Genomic DNA, 16,856 nt, shown 5'->3' on the forward strand with positions numbered 1-16,856 from the left:
TGGTTTTGTGTTTCGCGCGCTTCTCGCGCTCAACAGGCTAAAGCCTCGAAAAAAATGGCGAGAAGACCAACGGATCTTCTCGCCATACGTTACTGCTTTAACTAAAACATTTACAGAACGTGGACCTCGTCTTTGGTGAAGTCAACAAAGGCGTGGTCACCGACGTTGTAAATCTTGTGGGTACGAGGGTTGAAGTCCGTGATCTTAATGAGCGTGTCTCCAACCATAACGTGGTAGTTCTGATAGTGGCCCATGAAGCGAGAAAGCACTACCTCGCAGGCAAGCGTTCCCTCATCAGCAAGGCGTGCAGACTCTGGGCGAAGAACAATGCAGCACTCTTTACCCTTATCCAGGTGAGAACATCCGCTGGCTTCAAACTCATGGCCCTCAAAGCGGCAAAGTGCCGTCTCAGGATCAAGCTTGTCTGCAATGGTTGCGTGCAGGAAGTTGGACTCACCGATGAAGTCTGCAACAAACTCATCCGCTGGGTGATAGTAAACCGTCTGTGGATCGCCAACCTGATCCACAACGCCCTTTTTCATAATGATGATGTTGTCAGAAAGCGCCATTGCCTCTGACTGGTCATGTGTAACGTAGATAGCAGTAATGCCAGCCTCCTGCTGAATGCGACGGATCTCGTTACGCATGTCAACGCGGAGCTTAGCGTCAAGGTTTGAAAGAGGTTCGTCAAAGAGAAGAACGCTTGGCTCAATAACCAGAGCGCGTGCCAAAGCAACACGCTGCTGCTGACCACCAGAAAGCTGGTTGGTCATACGTTCTTCCATGCCCTCAAGTCCAACAAGACCCAGGATATGAAGGACCTTCTCGCGAATTACTGCCTTGTCCATTTTGCGGAGCTTGAGGCCATAGGCAACATTGTCAAAGATGTTGTAGTGAGGAAGCAACGCATAGCTCTGGAACACCATTGCCGTATCGCGCTTGTTTGGAGTGAGCTCATCAATCTGCTCGTCGCCGAGGAAAATCTTTCCCTCATCAGGGCTTTCAAAACCAGCAATCATGCGCAAGATAGTGGTCTTTCCGCAGCCAGAAGGGCCAAGCAGTGTTACAAACTCGCCAGGAGCAATAGTGATGTTAGCGTCTTGAACTGCGTAGAAGTCTTTGCCAGTCTTCTGATCCTGATAAATCTTGGAAATGTGCTCAAGGCGAACGCCTTTTTTCTCTGTAGCCATGTGTTACTCCTCCTTGAGTGCTCGGCTGGTGCCAAAGTGTTTGATGGCCCAATTCATAAGCAATACCGAGCCATAGGTAATAACAATCAGAATTGTTGCAAAGGCGCAGGCCATACCATATGAACCCTTGCCCGCAAACTCATTGATCTGAACAGTAATGAGCAGGAACTCTGGTGTGACCAAGAGAATAACTGCAGAAATTGCGGTGATGGAACGGACAAACGCCGTTACCAGGCCCGACAAGAACGAATCTTTAATCAGCGGTAGCGTAACGGTCATAAACACCGTAAAGCTATCGGCACCCATGTCATATGCGGACTCCTCGATTGATTTGTCAATCTGTCGAAGCGCCGAGATTCCGGAGCGCGTTCCTGTAGGAAGCGAACGTACGACAAAGACAATAATCAAGATGAGTCCTGTGCCATACAGACCTTGCAAAAATCCTGTGTGCATAACACCACTTGAGAAACCGCGAATGTATCCAACGCCCAAAACCGTACCAGGAACTGCCATAGCCAGCATGGATACAGCCTCGATAAAGCCGCGACCACGGAAGCGACGTTTTACTACCAGGTAAGAAATAATCATCGAAAGCAGGGCGGTAATTGGCGCTGCAATAAGCGAGAGCATGAACGAATCGCTAAATGCTTGCAAGCCGTGATACTTGGAAAATACCTGCTCAAACCATTTTGTAGTTAGTTCGTAATTAGAGCCCCAGGAACGGACAAACGAACCATAAGGAACGCAGAGATACATGCCAATAACAAAGAGTGCTACCAGCGCGCAAAGGATAGTGAGCGGGATGCGAACAGAGTTGTCTGTAATAAGCATCCTGGCACGCGTTGCTTTGCCCGAGAGCGTGGACGTGCTCTTTGCTTCCAAGACAAACTTCTGAACAACAAACATGAGCAGCGTGATGGAAAGAAGAACAACAGCCATAGCAGCAGCGCCCTGCTTGTCGTACGCGCCTGTAATTTGCAGGTAGATGGTTGTTGCCAGGGTATCGTACGAACCACCAATAATCATTGGGTTAGCAAAGTCTGCAATTGACTCAATAAATGAGACGAGAAAAGCATTGCCCAAGCCAGGCAAAATAAGAGGAAGGGTAACGCTGGTAAATACCTTCCAGCGGCTTGCTCCCATATCACGGGCTGCTTCTTCAAGAGATGGGTCAATGTTTTTGAGCAGACCCTTAAGCATCATGTAGCACACAGGGAAGAACGACATGGTCTGAACAATAAAAATGCCCCAGAAACCATAGATGTTGTTGTCAAAAATTCCCAAAAGACCTCGAGTAATCAGGCCTTTCTTGCCAAACATCATAATCATAGAAAGCGAGAGAACAAATGGCGGAGAAACAACAGGAAGCATGGAAACCACGCGGAAAAGTCCTGTCATAAACTTTGTACGAAGCTTTACGTACACTTCGACGTATGCAAAAAGAAGACCAATAAGCGCTGATAAAATGCCTACCGCAAAACCAACTCTGAGCGTATTGGTAATTGCGCGATCAAACGAAGGCAAAGCCAAGATGCGCGTAAATACATCAAAGCTAATCCCATTATCGGAGACTACAGAGTCAACCATAAGAATGGCAAGTGGATACAAAATAAAAAGGGTTAAGAAGGCGATAAGAACGACAATGGTCGTTATCAAAATTGGATCGCCAAGGAGCTTTTTTCGCTCAAGTCGAGCGCTCTGGGATTTTGCCATGCTGGTCCTAACTCTGAAACACTAAACCTATACGCAAAGCTCTATGTGGAACTGGGTAGGCAGATCTCTGCCTACCCAGTATAATCTGCCACTCAGATCTTGAGCAACAGCATTGTTTGCTTATCTGCGTTGGTTTTACTCTGTCTTAAAGCGGCTATCTCCGCCACCAAGAGCTTCCATAACGTCCTTGACATACTGCTCGGTGTGCTTCTTGGCATCTTCGAAGTTGTAGTCCATAACGTTGTTTGGATCAAGGCCGTATTCAGTGGCAATCTCAGGCTGCTTTGCGTCGTCAATTACCAGGAACTGATAAGAGCCATTCTTCTGAGCAAGGTCAACGCATGCTGGTGAAAGTGCATACTCAATCCAGAGTTTAGCTGCGTTTGGATGTGCAGCACCCTTGAAGATTGCGGTTGCGCCAACCTCGTATGATGCGCCAGAGCTTGGAATCTGAAGACCAACATTCTCATGCTCTTGGTCAACAATCTGATAAATGCCGTCGTGGAGCATACCAATTCCGATGGTGCACTCGCCTGTTCCGATAGCCTTGGAAGGACCAGAACCACTCTTGGTGTACTGCGCAATGTTCTTATCAAGGTCAACAAGATACTGAATGCCCTGATCGTGACCGTACTTCTGAATAACGGTGTTGATGATCAGCTTTGCAGTACCGGCAGTGTTGTAGTTAGAAGACCAAATAAGACCCTTATATTTAGGATCGATAAGATCTTTGTAATCCTGAGGAACATCAAGCTTAAGGCGCCCAAGCTCTTCCTTATCGTACAGAATGCCCAGGATGCCCTTATAAATTCCGTACCAGTCCTTATTTGTGCTCTTGAACTTATCAGAAATAAGGTGAGACGCATTCTTTGGCTCGTACTGCTCAAGAAGACCCTTTGAGGAGGAGACATTGTAAGGATCGGTTGTTCCGCCAAACCATACATCTGCTGATGGATGGCCGTTCTCTTCCTCAATCTTTGCAGCAACTTCTCCGGTTGAGAGACGCTGAGCCTGAACATCAATGCCATACAGACTCTTGAAATTAGCGCAAACTGCGTTTAGATACTCTTCCTCACAAGAGCCGTAAACAATCAGCTTACCCTCTTCTTTTGCTGCCTTTACCAGCTCTTCTGGTGCTCCAACCGCGTCTGTAGAGTTGGTGTCAGATTCTTTTTTCTCTCCAGCATCAGAATCGGACTTTTTGCAGGCAGTGATACCCAGACCTGCTACAACTGCGCTGACTCCAAAAAAGTTACGACGAGTAAGGTTTGACATAAGAACTCTTTTCTCTCCTTGTGGTCACCCACAGCTCCAATGAAAAGAACATACTCCTGTGTAAATCGTACTCAAACTTTTTCGAAAATATTTCAACTATTCGATAAGTGGCTGATATTGGCGGCTATCGGTATGTTTTTGCATATCTAAGCAAAAAGGCCAGGGACTAAATCCCTGGCCTTGAACATTTGGTGGAGAATAGGGGGATCGAACCCCTGACCTCAGGCTTGCAAAGCCCGCGCTCTCCCAGCTGAGCTAATTCCCCGTACTGACTTCTGGTTGGGCCCAGAAGGCTTTAATAATCACCCCAACGGCGACTCGGCTAACGTTGGGGTGACTATTGTCACATAAAGTGGTGGGCCTGACAAGGTTTGAACTTGTGACCTCCCGGTTATCAGCCGGACGCTCTGACCAACTGAGCTACAGGCCCAACGCAGGGAAAAATAATACCTCCATAATTCTCATAGGTCAACACTTTTTTTGTTTTGTTTTAAAGTTTCTTGAAACTGGGTATGAAAGCAGAACAGAGAGTCGTAGACTATCTGCCCAAAGATTGATAAAAGACGTGCTATTTGGAGTATTTGTGTCGCTGAAGCGTATGGACATACAGACAGTCGTTGTCGGAGGAGGACCTATCTCTTCCGTAATTGTTCTGCGTCTTCATGACCCACGCGGGGTCTCCACGCTCAGCCTACCTATTAAGATTGGCAACATTGAGGCATCTGCTATCAGCCTTGGTATAGACCAAGAGTCTACCCAGAGACCACTCACACATGATCTTCTTCGCTCCGTTCTTGATTCTCTGGACGCAGATATTAAAAGTGTGCGCATTGTAGGCGTTCGCGGCACCACGTTCTTCTCGCAAATTGAGCTCATCTCTAAAGAGGGAGAGCATATTTACGTGGATGCTCGTCCGTCAGACGCAATTGCGCTGGCAGTAAGAACAAACGCTCCGATCTTTGCTGACGAGAGCGTTCTGGAAATTGCTGCTGCTCCAGACTTTACTGATGTCGAGAAGGACGTTCAGGCCCAAGAGCTTGAGGAGTTCCACCAGTTTATTGAGGATGTCTCTCCTGAGGATTTCTCATAAGTCCTGCTCTATGGTTTACTTTTAAACAACTGACGCATCTTTTATATAAAAATCGTTGCTATTAGCGTGTCGTTTTTCTCGGTAAGCGAAAAGAGCTCAGGAGAATTGCCTCCTGAGCTCTTCAAATTACGTATAGCTGAAATGCTTATTCGTCATCATCCAGCAGTGAATCGTCCAGTACTTCCTCTTCATCTCCGAGGTCAACAGACTCTGCCTCGTCAGCATCGCGAGCGCCTGCTGCCATCAGATCAAGCATGCCTTGGTTCTCTGCGTGCTTAGGAGCCTTCTTTTTGTTGGCAACCATACGGGCAACTGCAGAAACGACGTCAGTACCAGAGAGGTTCATAACCTTGACGCCCTGAGTAGAGCGGCCAAGCTTGGAGATATCGCCAGCCTTGACGCGGATTACAACGCCCTCCTCGGACATGATCATAATCTCGTGCTGAGGACCAACAACGCGGCAGGCAACCAGGTTACCCTTCTTCTCCGTCATTGTGATGGTAAAGACGCCCTGGCCACCACGCTTGTGAACTGGATACTCAGAAATTGCCGTGCGCTTTCCATAGCCCTTCTCGGTAATAACGAAAAGGTCACCGTTACCGTTGGTAATTTCCATGCCAAGCATAGTCGCATCGCCCTTGAGCGTAATACCACGAACGCCAGAGGTACCGCGGCCCATGCTTCTTGCCTCTGCCTCGTCAAACAGAATTGCCTTGCCGTCGGAGGAGCACAGAACAACCTTGTCACCTGGGTGGACACGGCGGACGTTAACAAGCTCGTCGCCATCCTTAAGGTTGATTGCAATGAGGCCGTCCTTACGGGTACGGTCGTACTCAGACATTGCTGTCTTCTTGACCATTCCCTGCTTAGTAGCAAACATCAGGTAGTTGTCTTCTGGGAAGTCTCGGGTTGTAATAACTGCCTTGACCTTCTCGCCCTCTGCAAGCGTCTCGATAACGTTGATGATGGCGCTACCCTTAGTAGTTCTGTTACCAACAGGAAGCTCGTGGACCTTGAGGCGGTACACCTTACCAAAGTTGGTAAAGAACAGCACGTAATCGTGGGTAGATGCAACAAAGAGATTCTCGACAAAGTCGTTCTCTTTGAGAGAGACGCCCTGAACACCCTTGCCGCCGCGCTTCTGAGAGCGATAAATCTCAACAGGAACGCGCTTTACGTAACCTGCGTGAGTAACGGTGACAACCATATCCTCTTCGGCGATAAGATCCTCGACGTCCAGGTTCTGAATATCCTGGTCAGAGATTTGTGTACGACGCTTGTCAGCGTAGCGGTTAGAGATCTCACGGAGCTCATCGGCAATAACAGCCAGAATCTTTTCCTCGTGGGCGAGAAGATCCTCGTAGTAGGCAATATCAAGCCTGAGTTGGGAAATCTCATCAACAAGATCTTGACGTGCCAGGCCGGTAAGGCGACGCAGACGCATCTGAAGGATTGCTTCGCCCTGAATCTCATCCAGGCCAAAGCGCTCGTTCATGCGCTTCTTTGCCTCGGTATCATCTTGCGAGCTGCGAATGATGTGAACAATCTCGTCGATGTTATCAACTGCGGTCAGAAGGCCTTCCAAAATATGGACGCGCTTCTGAGCCTTATCCAGGTCAAACTCAGTACGACGGCGTACGACATCAATCTGGTGATCAATGTAGTGACGCAGAATCTCGCGGAGAGAAAGCGTACGAGGAACACCGTCAACCAAGGCCAGGTCAATGATGCCAAAGTTGGACTGGAGTTGAGTCTTCTTATACAGGTTATTCAGAACAACCTGTGGTACCGCATCACGCTTAAGGTCCAAAACAATGCGCATGCCCTTACGGTTGGACTCATCGCGCATGTCGGAGATGCCTTCAATTTTCTTCTCGTTGACTGCCTGAGCAATCTTCTCCTGAAGAAGACCCTTGTTAACCTGGTAAGGAATCTCGGTAACAACAAGGCGCTGACGACCACTCTTAACCTGCTCAACATGGACTTTTGCGCGGACCGTAATAGAACCGCGACCAGTCTCGTAGGCATCCTTGATGCCTTGAGTGCCCATGATGATGCCACCTGTTGGGAAGTCAGGACCAGGAAGAACGGTCATGAGCTCCTCAGTGGTTACATCAGGATTCTCAATCATCATGCAAACAGCGTTAGTAACCTCACCAAGGTTGTGAGGAGGAATGTTGGTAGCCATACCAACTGCAATACCTGAAGAACCGTTAACCAAAAGATTTGGGAAACGAGCAGGAAGAACCGCTGGCTCTGTCAGTGACTCATCATAGTTTGACTGGAGGTCAACGGTGTTCTTGTTAAGCTCTGCCAGCATTTCCATAGCACTTCTGGTAAGACGTGCCTCGGTATAACGCATTGCTGCTGGTGGATCGCCGTCGATAGAACCAAAGTTTCCGTGGCCATCAATCAGAGGAAGTCTCATCGAGAAGTCCTGAGACATGCGGACCATGGAGTCATAAATAGCGGAGTCACCGTGTGGGTGGTACTTACCCATGACTTCACCAACTGCCCATGCAGACTTCTTATGTGGGCGGTTTGGCGTAATTCCAGCTTCACTCATTGCGTACAAAATACGGCGGTGAACAGGCTTTAAGCCGTCTCGAACATCTGGAAGTGCACGAGCAACAATAACGGACATGGAATACTCAAGGAAGGAAGTCTTCATCTCTGAGGACAAATCGGTTGGCTTAAGCGTGCCACCGTGAATGTCTGAGAGGTCAAGACGAGTACCAGCCTCATCAGAGATGATGTGTGAAGTCTCTCCCGTTACTAGATTTACTCCAGTCTCTGGGTCAAACTCGTCAGAGTCTTCTTCTACCTCGTCATCTTCGTATTCTTCATCCATATCGTTTTGTGCATCAAGGTCTTGGTCCTCATCTGCACCAAAAAGATCGTCATTCATATTTTTATCGTCTGCCACAAGTTACCCTTTCATTTTCTGTCTAATGATTTAGCGAGAAACCATTAAATGTCCAGGAAGCGGACGTCTTTTGCGTGTGTTTGGATGAAGTCTTTACGCTTCTCAACCTGGTTGCCCATAAGGTCAGAGACCGCGCGATCAGCGGCAAGAGCATCATCAATGGTTACCTTCAGAAGAATGCGGTTCTTTGGCTCCATAGTGGTTGCCCACAGCTGCTCTGGATCCATCTCACCAAGACCCTTATAACGCTGAATAGTGAACTTGGTGTTGTCCTCAAACTTCTTTGTCTCAAGAGCAAGCTCTTCATCGGTATAGATGTATTTGCCGTTCTTCTTACCCTTTGGCTTGATCTGATACAGAGGAGGCTGAGCAACGTAGATATAACCTGCGTCAATCATTGGCTTCATATAACGATAGAAGAAGGTAAGCAGAAGAATTCTAATGTGAGAGCCGTCAACATCAGCATCGGTCATGATGACAATCTTGTGATAACGAGCTTTCTCAATATTAAATTCATCACCAACACCAGTACCAATAGCAGTAATCAAGGAAGTGATGGTGTCAGAAGAAAGCGCACGGTGAGCCTGTACGCGCTCAACGTTCAAAATCTTTCCGCGAAGTGGAAGAACTGCCTGGATAGAACGATCACGTGCCATCTTTGCAGAACCACCTGCGGAGTCACCCTCGACGATGAAGAGCTCAGTCATCTCTGCATCACGAACGGAGCAGTCTGCAAGCTTGCCAGGAAGAGCTGCAGACTCAAGAAGTCCTTTACGACGTGTTGCCTCACGAAGTTTATGAGCTGCTACACGTCCTCTAGCTTCTTGTACTGCTTTCCTTAAAATCTCTTTTGCTTGATTTGGATGCTCTTCAAGGTACTCTGAGAGACCCTGAGTAACAATTTTGTTGGTAAGCGTCCTCATGTAAGAGCTACCAAGTTTTGATTTAGTCTGTCCCTCAAACTGAGGATCTGGTAGCTTGACTGAAATGACCGCGGTTAAACCTGAACGAATATCGCCACCCTCAAGCTTAGGATCTTTATCTTTAAGAATTCCCTGCCTAGTGCCGTAATCATTTATTACCCTAGTGAGAGCAGTACGGAAGCCCTCAAGGTGCATTCCGCCTTCCTCAGTAAAAATATCGTTAGCAAAAGAAAGAGTTCTGTCGCTGAATTCAGTATTCCACTGTAGAGCAACTTCAACTTCTCCTGTTTTTGACAGCGGAGCATCAGGTTCTGATTTGCCTTCAATATATACAGGTCGAGAAAATCCTGGTAATACTTCTTTTCCTTCATTAAGGTACTTAACAAAGTCAATGATGCCGCCAGCATACTGGAAGTCAACCTGACGAGGAGTAAGCTCACGCTCATCAACGAGGGTAATCTTAAGGTTCTTATTAAGAAATGCTGTCTCCTGCAGGCGATCACGAAGTGTGTCAAAGTTATACGTAGTGGTCTCAAAGATCATGTCGTCTGGCCAGAAAGTAATGGTAGTACCGTTAGATTTTGAAGTACCAATTTCCTTCATCTTCTGAACGGTTTTACCGCGCTCAAAGACCATCTCATAAATTTTGCCATCACGCTTAACCTGTGCAACAAGTTTCTTTGAGAGAGCGTTTACAACAGAAACGCCAACGCCGTGAAGACCGCCGGAGACTTTATAAGCGTTGTTATCAAACTTACCACCTGCGTGAAGGATAGTAAGAACAACCTCAAGAGTTGGAATCTTTTTCTGGGGATGAAGGTCTACAGGAATACCACGACCATTATCTTCAACAGAAATAGAGTTATCTGGATGAACGGTTACCTTAATTTTGGAGCAATAACCAGCCATTGCCTCATCGACTGAGTTATCTACAATCTCCCAAACAAGGTGATGCAGACCAGAAGCTGAAGTTGTACCAATATACATACCTGGACGCTTACGAACAGCCTCAAGGCCTTCAAGGATCTTAATCTCTGTACCGTCATACTTATTTTCTTTTGCCACGTAAGTCCTCTCTTCAATTGTGAGCGGAATGATATAGGTATTTTACTATGAAATCGCCAAAATCAACTCGGCACAGAGAAATTTCATTGTTTAAACAGTAATATTTGGTATCTGAGAGGCTCTGTAAAGAGATTTAAGGACAGATTAGTGACAGATTTGACTAAAGACTCTTTTTTTGTCTAAAACTTGCTTCAATCGCTTTATAAGCCGTTGACTTAAGTGGCTCAGAAAGTCCAGAAACTAACTCAGAAATTTGTAATTTCTCTTCTGGTGTGAGTTCTGGAAGATCTTTTTTCTCTTCTTTTTGGCCCTGTGCTTGCTTTTCTGAAGAGGTATCTTCTTTACCAGCATGTCTATTGTATTTGTCCAGCTTAAATTCAAGGTCTGAGAACTCCAGGCCTTGCTCTGAGAGCCTGGCTCTATAAATTTCTCTTTGTGCAAGAAAATCAATCATGCACATACGATTATCTACATAGACGGTAAGTACAGGGTACTCTCTACCAGCTACTTCTCTGACAAATACGCCGGTTGTGTGTTCTGTCTCTCTTTCACCATTTGCTTCAACCCACGCAAGATAGGCACGACGATTTTTTGACATGCTTTTAGAATCTCTGAAGGTTCCAAGCAGAGAACTCATTAAATCTTTTGCATTTTCATTGCCACCGCGCGCAGGTGTTTCTTGTTGATTATTCATCGCTAAACCTAACTATCTGCGCTTTTTCTAAAACCTCTTCAGAGAAATACCCAAGGTTTGTCGTGGTAATTACCGTTTGAATGTCATGAAATGCAAATTCCATGATGGCTTTTCTGCGGTCTTCATCAAGCTCACTCATAACATCATCTAAAAGCAGTAAGGGTTTCTCACCAAGTATTTCTTCTGAAAGAAGAACTTCTGCCATCTTAAGTGCTAAAACGACAGTTCTAATTTGACCTTGAGAACCAAAATTTCTAGCATCTTTACCCTCAATTAAAAACTCAACGTCGTCTCGATGAGGTCCTTTTGTACTTTGCTGACGACGAATATCATCCGTGCGAGCTTCATGTAAAGCCTTCAAGAATTGATCAGTAATTTCTTCTCTAGAAGCTTCAAGAGAAACCTCTCCAATTGAAGAAATATAGTTCATTTCCAGGTGTTCTCCACCAGAGAGTTCCTGGTAGATCTCACACGTTTTCTTTGCCAGACGCTCAAACAAATGAATTCTTGCATGAAGAAGCGTAGCCCCTCCTCTTGCAAGTGAAAGATCCCACGCATCAAGCAAATTTTCATCTGGCCAATCAGATTTAAGCAGCTTATTTCTTTGCTCAACTGTCTTGGTATATGCCGAGAAAACCTTGAAGTAGCTTTTATTTGCCTGGCGGCCAAAGTCATCAAATTCTTCTCGGCGATACGATGCGCCACCTTTAATCATTGAAAGGTCATCGGGATTAAAAAGTACCGACATCAGTGTTCCAGAAATATCTGCAGCCTGACATTTCTTGCCATTCTTTGAAAATTGACGACGGCGTTCTGTAATGGTGCAGGTATTTTCTAGTTTTCTTCCATCTCCTGTAAGAGAAATCTCTATCTTTGCCTCAGAAGTACCTGTAAGAAGGAGTTGTGAAGGTGTGGGTTTTCTAAATGAATACCCAGCAGTAAGGAGTTGTAATGCTTCAACAGTATTTGTCTTACCTGCAGCGTTCTTTCCTACAAAAATAGTAGTTTGTGCAGACAAATCTATCTCTTTCGAAGAAAAGCAACGAAAGTTATACAGCAAAACATGTTCAACTTTAAGTCCCACACAACCCCTATCAAATTAGAGGCGAACAGGCATCAGAAGATACAAGTAGTTAACCTTGCCGTTTGATTTGAAAATAGCTGGCTGAGAAGGACCTTGTAGCTCAAGGCGCAGAAGATCCTTAGAAGGAGCAGCATTTACACAATCAAAGACATAGTGATAGTTCAAAGCAATTGAAAGAGAATCTCCCTCAATTTGAGCCTCAATATGTTCAGAGGATTCTCCCTGATCTGGTGAAGATGCAGAAAGTTTAACTTCTTTACCGTCGGCATCAACATCAAAGCGAACTGAAGGATTTGCTAGGGCAATAACAGAAACACGCTTCAGCGCTGCAGAGAAATCTTCAACGTTAATATCAACTGATGCAGTGCAAGACGTAGGAAGTAGCTGCTTATAGTCTGGGAAGTGACCTTCAATCTTACGAGAGATGTGAGTGGTATTTCCAAACTGGAAGACTACCTGGTTATCTGTAGTACCAATCAAAACCTTCTCAGTCATGCTACGCATGGAAAGAACGTCATGGAACACTTCACCAGAGATAATTGCAGTAAAAGACTCACCTGCTGGAGTATCTGTGTTGGAATCACAAACGGCAAGACGGAATGAGTCAGTAGCAACAAGACGAATAGTGTTGTCCTCAACAGTAAGAGAAATTCCCTGAAGAATAGGACGAGAAGCTTCCTTAGAAGTTACTCGATACACCTTATCGACCATAGTTGATAGAAGCTGGCTTGGGAGCTCACAGGTTTTCTCAAGATCAAACTCTGGGAATTGAGCCCAATCGTGAGCAGAAAGAGTATTAAGTCTAAAAGAAGAACGCTGACATGTTACAGAAAGTGTGCGCTCTCCACCTTCAAAAGTAATTGCCGCATCAGGAAGATTTTTAACAATGTTCTGGATAACCTTTCCAGAAACAACTGTCTCTCCTTCTTCCTCTACGTTTGCTGCAATTTGATGCTTAATAGAAATAGTTAAGTCGCTGGATTGTAGCTCAAGCATGCCATTAAATGCTTTGAGGTAAATGCCAGAGAGAATAGGAAGTGTTGTATTAGAACCAATGCCTTTAGAAACAATATCAAGTGCCGTCTGGAGAGCGGATTGACTTACGGTAAATTTCATGACGACCCTTTCTATTATTTCTTAGATAAGAATAAAAATATCGTAGTAATAATAAGCTATGTTGAAAAGAAGAAAGCTTTACATTTCTAGAGGTAGAAATATGTTTCTAGAGGTCAGATTTGTTTGCTTATTTTTGACATTCATAAACAAAGTAAAACTCCCCCTCTTAAACTCTCAACAACAAATCACTACTTCTCTTCACCAATTAACATCTTACTAACAGGTTTTAAACACTAACTTTGTTCAAGAATAGTCTTCTTGAGTTGAGAAATTTGATCATAGAAACTTTTGTCTTCTTTGATTCTTTCTTCTATTACCTCAATGCTGTGCAAAATAGTTGCGTGTTTTCTTCCACCAAAATGCTTACCAATATTTACCAGCGTGTATTGGCAAAGGTCGTGAGCAAGATAAATTGCAACGTGACGAGGTTCTGCAATCTCTTTATTTCTCTTGTTGCCAACAATATCGCGATGACTAATACCATAAATATTTTCTACGACTTCTTGGACCTTCTCGATATTTACGGTCTTTGAAATGCGACGCCAGAGCGTGTCTGCAATCTTATCGATTTCTTCTTGTTTGATATTTGTGCCAGATTCTTTTGCTTTAATCTGACCAGTTACACAGCGATTACAGAAGCCCTCAAGCGTTCTAATACTTTGACCAGCCTTGTCAGCCATGTAACGACGGATGTCCTCTGGCAAATCGTCTGCAGTAAGAGAAGAATTTCTCTCTTTAAAAGCTCGGTCGCAGAAGACATGAATAAGATTAAGTTTCATCTCGTAGCTTGGAGACTCAATACCAATAACAATGCCACCACTCATGCGAGAAGTAATACGATCATCAAAGCCGTCAGATCCCATACCAAGCTGAGCAGGTGTTCTATCTGCGGCAAGAATAATCTGCTTACCTCTATCAATAAGAGAGTTAAAAATATTGAAGAAGAAGTTAATAGTACCTGCTTTACCAGCAAGTTTTTGGACGTCGTCGATGATAAGAACATCAATATTTTGATAGTTATTATTAAGCTCTGTTGCGGCGTTTCCTGATGCATTTTTACGAACTGCATTTACGTAGTCATCAACAAAAGCATCTGCATCTTTGTAAACACAAACACGTTCGATATCTTCAGAGTTGATGTAGTTTTGGACCGCACGTAGAAGATGAGTTTTTCCAAGACCACTTGCACCGTAAATAAACAGTGGGTTTGCCTTACCTTTTGCGTCGTTTGCAACATTTAATGCATGTTGATGTGCAAGCTCATTCTCGTCACCAACAACAAAGCGATCAAACGTGAGGTTTGAATTGAAAGATGTCTCCTCATAAAGAGGATTACTCTTACGGCGCTTTAAGGTCTGTTGTTTTAATTCTTCAAGACTTTGTTCCTTGGATTCAAAATCTTGAATCTGTTCTGGAACAACTGCTTGTATAGGAGCGGTTTTTTGCTTCCAAGCATTGAACTCTTGAGGAGTCATTGTGGAAGTAGTGGTAACAGGAGTAGAAGACTTTGTAAGAGTAAGGCTCAAAATAATGTCTTCAAAGGCTGCTGCCGAAAGGCATCTCTCAACAATCGGTAGATTCTTAAGGATACGGTTATATGCCAAACGCATTGATGTTTCAGCGCACAGTGCGTTATCTTCAACTTTAATTGGAGTGCAGGTTCTCAACATAGCGATAAAAGCCTCTGGCTGATTCTCTTCAACCAAGAGGTCAATTGCGTCTTGCCACAGAGCTATTGCGTCTGAATCAATTGATGCATCCATACGTGTCCAATCAAAATGTTGAAAATTGGGACACCTAGTATAGAGGAATGTTGATAACTTTCAGCGAATAATGTTGAGAAACTCTATGAAAGGAGAGTTTCTCCAATAGTAGTGAGCTTATATTTCTGCCCAACTTTTCCGATTATTCCTATATTTACCAGCGATTTTAATTCTCTTGACCACGTTGGTGTTGAAAGTCCATAGGTACTTGTTAACTCCGTTGCTCCAACCCATTCATGTTCAGAGAGATATTGAAGAACTTGTTTTGCTCGATCTGTAAGTACCAGATTAGGAAGCTGTGCAGCTGGCTGTTGAGATACGGCCTGCTGAGCATGCAAAACTGCCTGTTGGTTCTGATTTACAGGTAATTCTTCAGCTTCTTCTTGAGTTGGAAGCGTCTGAATGTGTGCATCTTTAGAGCGGCGTGTTGACAAAGTAACAATGGTTCCGCCAGAGATATTGTCTTCGAGGGTAAGACTTCCACCCTTCTCAACCATGTATTGTTGAGCATAAGGAAGGCCAAAACCAACGCCTCTAATAAACGATTTCATCTCTTCTGTTGCAGAAGAAGTACCAAACTCAAGAGCTCGATTTTTCTCTTTAATACCAGGTCCCTGGTCTGAAAACCTAATGGTATTTCCATTATCCATGATTGAAATTGTAGGCGCTACAAAACGGGCGTGAATGAAATTTTCCACAATCTCACGCATAACCATAAAAGGAATTTTTCCACCCTGCTCGTGAGCAAGCTGGTTAACGGTAGCTGCAATTTCATCAAGATAAGATCGAACGTCTTTTGGTTCTACGAGAACAACACGAGGTGCTGCGGCTTTATCGTCATACACTGCAATACGTGCAGCATAACGGACGGTGAGAGAATTATCAGAACCAGCGTCTTTTTCATTCTGGTTTGTGTTTTCCTCAACAAAAGGAAAGAAATCTCTTGCCATGACACCTCCTTTTCAACAATTGTTAAACAAATGAAGAAAACTTTTCGTTTTCTTTCACGATGAATGAAAGTTTTCAACAAGTGTTAAACATCTGTAGATAACTTTATATCTTTGTGAAAGACGTACTGAATGATAGTAGCATTTAACGGACATATTTCAGCTTGCAGAAATATTCCTTTCAACAAATTTCTTCACTTATCACAAGTGAAATTTTCAAAATGAAAGGTTTTCTCGCTAGATTTTTGAATAAAAAAGAGAAAAAGTTGAGGTATTTGCGTAGAAAATTTGACAGGTACCCATAAACGCGAGTACAATCTGTAGGCTTTTTAATCGATACTGTACCCGTTCGGGAGGAAATAGCTATGAAGCGTACCTACCAGCCAAATAAGCGCAAGCGCGCAACTACCCACGGTTTCCGTGCACGTATGGCAACTAAGAATGGTCGTGCCGTTCTCGCTCGTCGCCGCCTTAAGGGCCGTAAGCGCCTCACCGTCTAAGGAATGTTTCTGTGAAGACCATTAAATCTCGTTCAGAGTTTGAAAGGGTCTTCTCTGCGGGGAAGAGGGCTCAAAGTTCTGTTCTTCGTATACGAGTAGCACCATCCACTGAGGCACATCCTTCCGAGGTAGCCTTTGTAGCTCCAAAAAGATTAGGTAACGCCGTATTTAGAAACAGGTGTAAACGCGTTCTGCGCGAAGCAGCTCGAAAGAGCGGTTTACCTGTTGAGGGATACGGCATTATTCTCTTTGCGACTAAAGATACACACAGCACTAATCCTGCTGATATAAGCGTTTCTTTGGATGCTTTGTTAAGAAAGACAGGGGTCAAATGAGCGAGAAAAGACATGATTCTTTTTTCGCAAACTTGTTCCTAGGTGCTATTCGTTTCTATCAAAGAAACATTTCTCCCCTTTTTAAGCCTCACTGTATTTATCGGCCCACTTGCTCCGAATATGCAGTTCAGGCCATACAAAAGTATGGTGTTAAAAAGGGAAGTTGGCTTGCTCTTAAGCGTATTGCTCGCTGTCACCCTTTTCATAAGGGAGGATACGATCCCGTTCCGTAAAG

Annotated in this window: 14 protein-coding genes and 2 tRNA genes; 4 read left to right on the plus strand and 12 right to left on the minus strand. The window is 44.6% G+C overall.

Annotated features, from left to right (window positions below):
• Positions 1-110: 110 nt before the first annotated feature.
• From ACO5GU_RS05385 to ACO5GU_RS05405, 5 genes are all read right to left on the minus strand, one after another.
• Complete coding sequence (locus ACO5GU_RS05385; protein WP_314006790.1) at positions 111-1,190, minus strand: ABC transporter ATP-binding protein; 1,080 nt, start codon at positions 1,188-1,190, stop codon at positions 111-113.
• A 3-nt stretch (positions 1,191-1,193) separates the two neighbouring features.
• Entirely contained in the window at positions 1,194-2,903 is a 1,710-nt protein-coding gene (locus ACO5GU_RS05390) for an ABC transporter permease (protein WP_484800966.1), read from the minus strand.
• Positions 2,904-3,038: 135 nt separating this feature from the next.
• A complete protein-coding gene (locus ACO5GU_RS05395; RefSeq protein WP_484930368.1) occupies positions 3,039-4,178 on the minus strand; it encodes an ABC transporter substrate-binding protein in 1,140 nt (379 codons plus the stop codon).
• Between the two features lie 189 nt (positions 4,179-4,367).
• A tRNA-Ala gene (locus tag ACO5GU_RS05400) sits at positions 4,368-4,443 on the minus strand.
• A gap of 88 nt (positions 4,444-4,531) precedes the next feature.
• A tRNA-Ile gene (locus tag ACO5GU_RS05405) sits at positions 4,532-4,608 on the minus strand.
• A 153-nt stretch (positions 4,609-4,761) separates the two neighbouring features.
• Here ACO5GU_RS05405 and ACO5GU_RS05410 point away from each other — a divergent pair.
• On the plus strand, positions 4,762-5,268 hold the full coding sequence (locus ACO5GU_RS05410; protein WP_484930369.1) for a bifunctional nuclease family protein: 507 nt from the start codon (positions 4,762-4,764) through the stop codon (positions 5,266-5,268).
• 145 nt (positions 5,269-5,413) lie between these two features.
• On the opposite strand, the gene gyrA is transcribed toward ACO5GU_RS05410, so the two are convergent.
• The 7 genes from gyrA to ACO5GU_RS05445 all read right to left on the minus strand — a co-directional run bounded on the left by gyrA (position 5,414) and on the right by ACO5GU_RS05445 (position 15,789).
• Positions 5,414-8,176: a DNA gyrase subunit A gene (gene gyrA / locus ACO5GU_RS05415; protein ID WP_484812764.1), complete on the minus strand. Its 2,763-nt coding sequence runs from the start codon at positions 8,174-8,176 to the stop codon at positions 5,414-5,416.
• Positions 8,177-8,238: 62 nt separating this feature from the next.
• Positions 8,239-10,182, minus strand: coding sequence for a DNA topoisomerase (ATP-hydrolyzing) subunit B (gene gyrB, locus ACO5GU_RS05420; protein WP_484855748.1), 1,944 nt, complete (start codon positions 10,180-10,182; stop codon positions 8,239-8,241).
• 160 nt (positions 10,183-10,342) lie between these two features.
• Positions 10,343-10,876, minus strand: coding sequence for a hypothetical protein (locus ACO5GU_RS05425; protein ID WP_484930370.1), 534 nt, complete (start codon positions 10,874-10,876; stop codon positions 10,343-10,345).
• The gene (gene recF, locus ACO5GU_RS05430; RefSeq protein ID WP_484930371.1) at positions 10,869-11,960 is read right to left on the minus strand and encodes a DNA replication/repair protein RecF; all 1,092 of its coding nucleotides are present in this window, start codon (positions 11,958-11,960) and stop codon (positions 10,869-10,871) included. Before recF ends, ACO5GU_RS05425 begins: the two co-directional genes overlap by 8 nt.
• 15 nt (positions 11,961-11,975) lie before the next feature.
• The gene (dnaN, locus tag ACO5GU_RS05435) at positions 11,976-13,076 is read right to left on the minus strand and encodes a DNA polymerase III subunit beta (RefSeq protein WP_475003417.1); all 1,101 of its coding nucleotides are present in this window, start codon (positions 13,074-13,076) and stop codon (positions 11,976-11,978) included.
• A gap of 233 nt (positions 13,077-13,309) precedes the next feature.
• On the minus strand, positions 13,310-14,839 hold the full coding sequence (gene dnaA, locus ACO5GU_RS05440) for a chromosomal replication initiator protein DnaA (RefSeq protein ID WP_484930372.1): 1,530 nt from the start codon (positions 14,837-14,839) through the stop codon (positions 13,310-13,312).
• 83 nt (positions 14,840-14,922) lie between these two features.
• Complete coding sequence (locus ACO5GU_RS05445) at positions 14,923-15,789, minus strand: ATP-binding protein (protein ID WP_484930373.1); 867 nt, start codon at positions 15,787-15,789, stop codon at positions 14,923-14,925.
• 362 nt (positions 15,790-16,151) lie between these two features.
• Between ACO5GU_RS05445 and rpmH the strand changes: the two genes are divergently transcribed.
• From rpmH to yidD, 3 genes are read left to right on the plus strand one after another with little or no spacing between them, the layout of a single operon-like run.
• Complete coding sequence (gene rpmH / locus ACO5GU_RS05450; RefSeq protein WP_003148884.1) at positions 16,152-16,286, plus strand: 50S ribosomal protein L34; 135 nt, start codon at positions 16,152-16,154, stop codon at positions 16,284-16,286.
• An 11-nt stretch (positions 16,287-16,297) separates the two neighbouring features.
• Positions 16,298-16,621: a ribonuclease P protein component gene (rnpA, locus tag ACO5GU_RS05455; protein ID WP_035431391.1), complete on the plus strand. Its 324-nt coding sequence runs from the start codon at positions 16,298-16,300 to the stop codon at positions 16,619-16,621.
• Positions 16,618-16,854: a membrane protein insertion efficiency factor YidD gene (yidD, locus tag ACO5GU_RS05460; protein ID WP_084054989.1), complete on the plus strand. Its 237-nt coding sequence runs from the start codon at positions 16,618-16,620 to the stop codon at positions 16,852-16,854. Before rnpA ends, yidD begins: the two co-directional genes overlap by 4 nt.
• Positions 16,855-16,856: the final 2 nt, after the last annotated feature.

Source organism: Lancefieldella sp. (genome assembly GCF_057237245.1).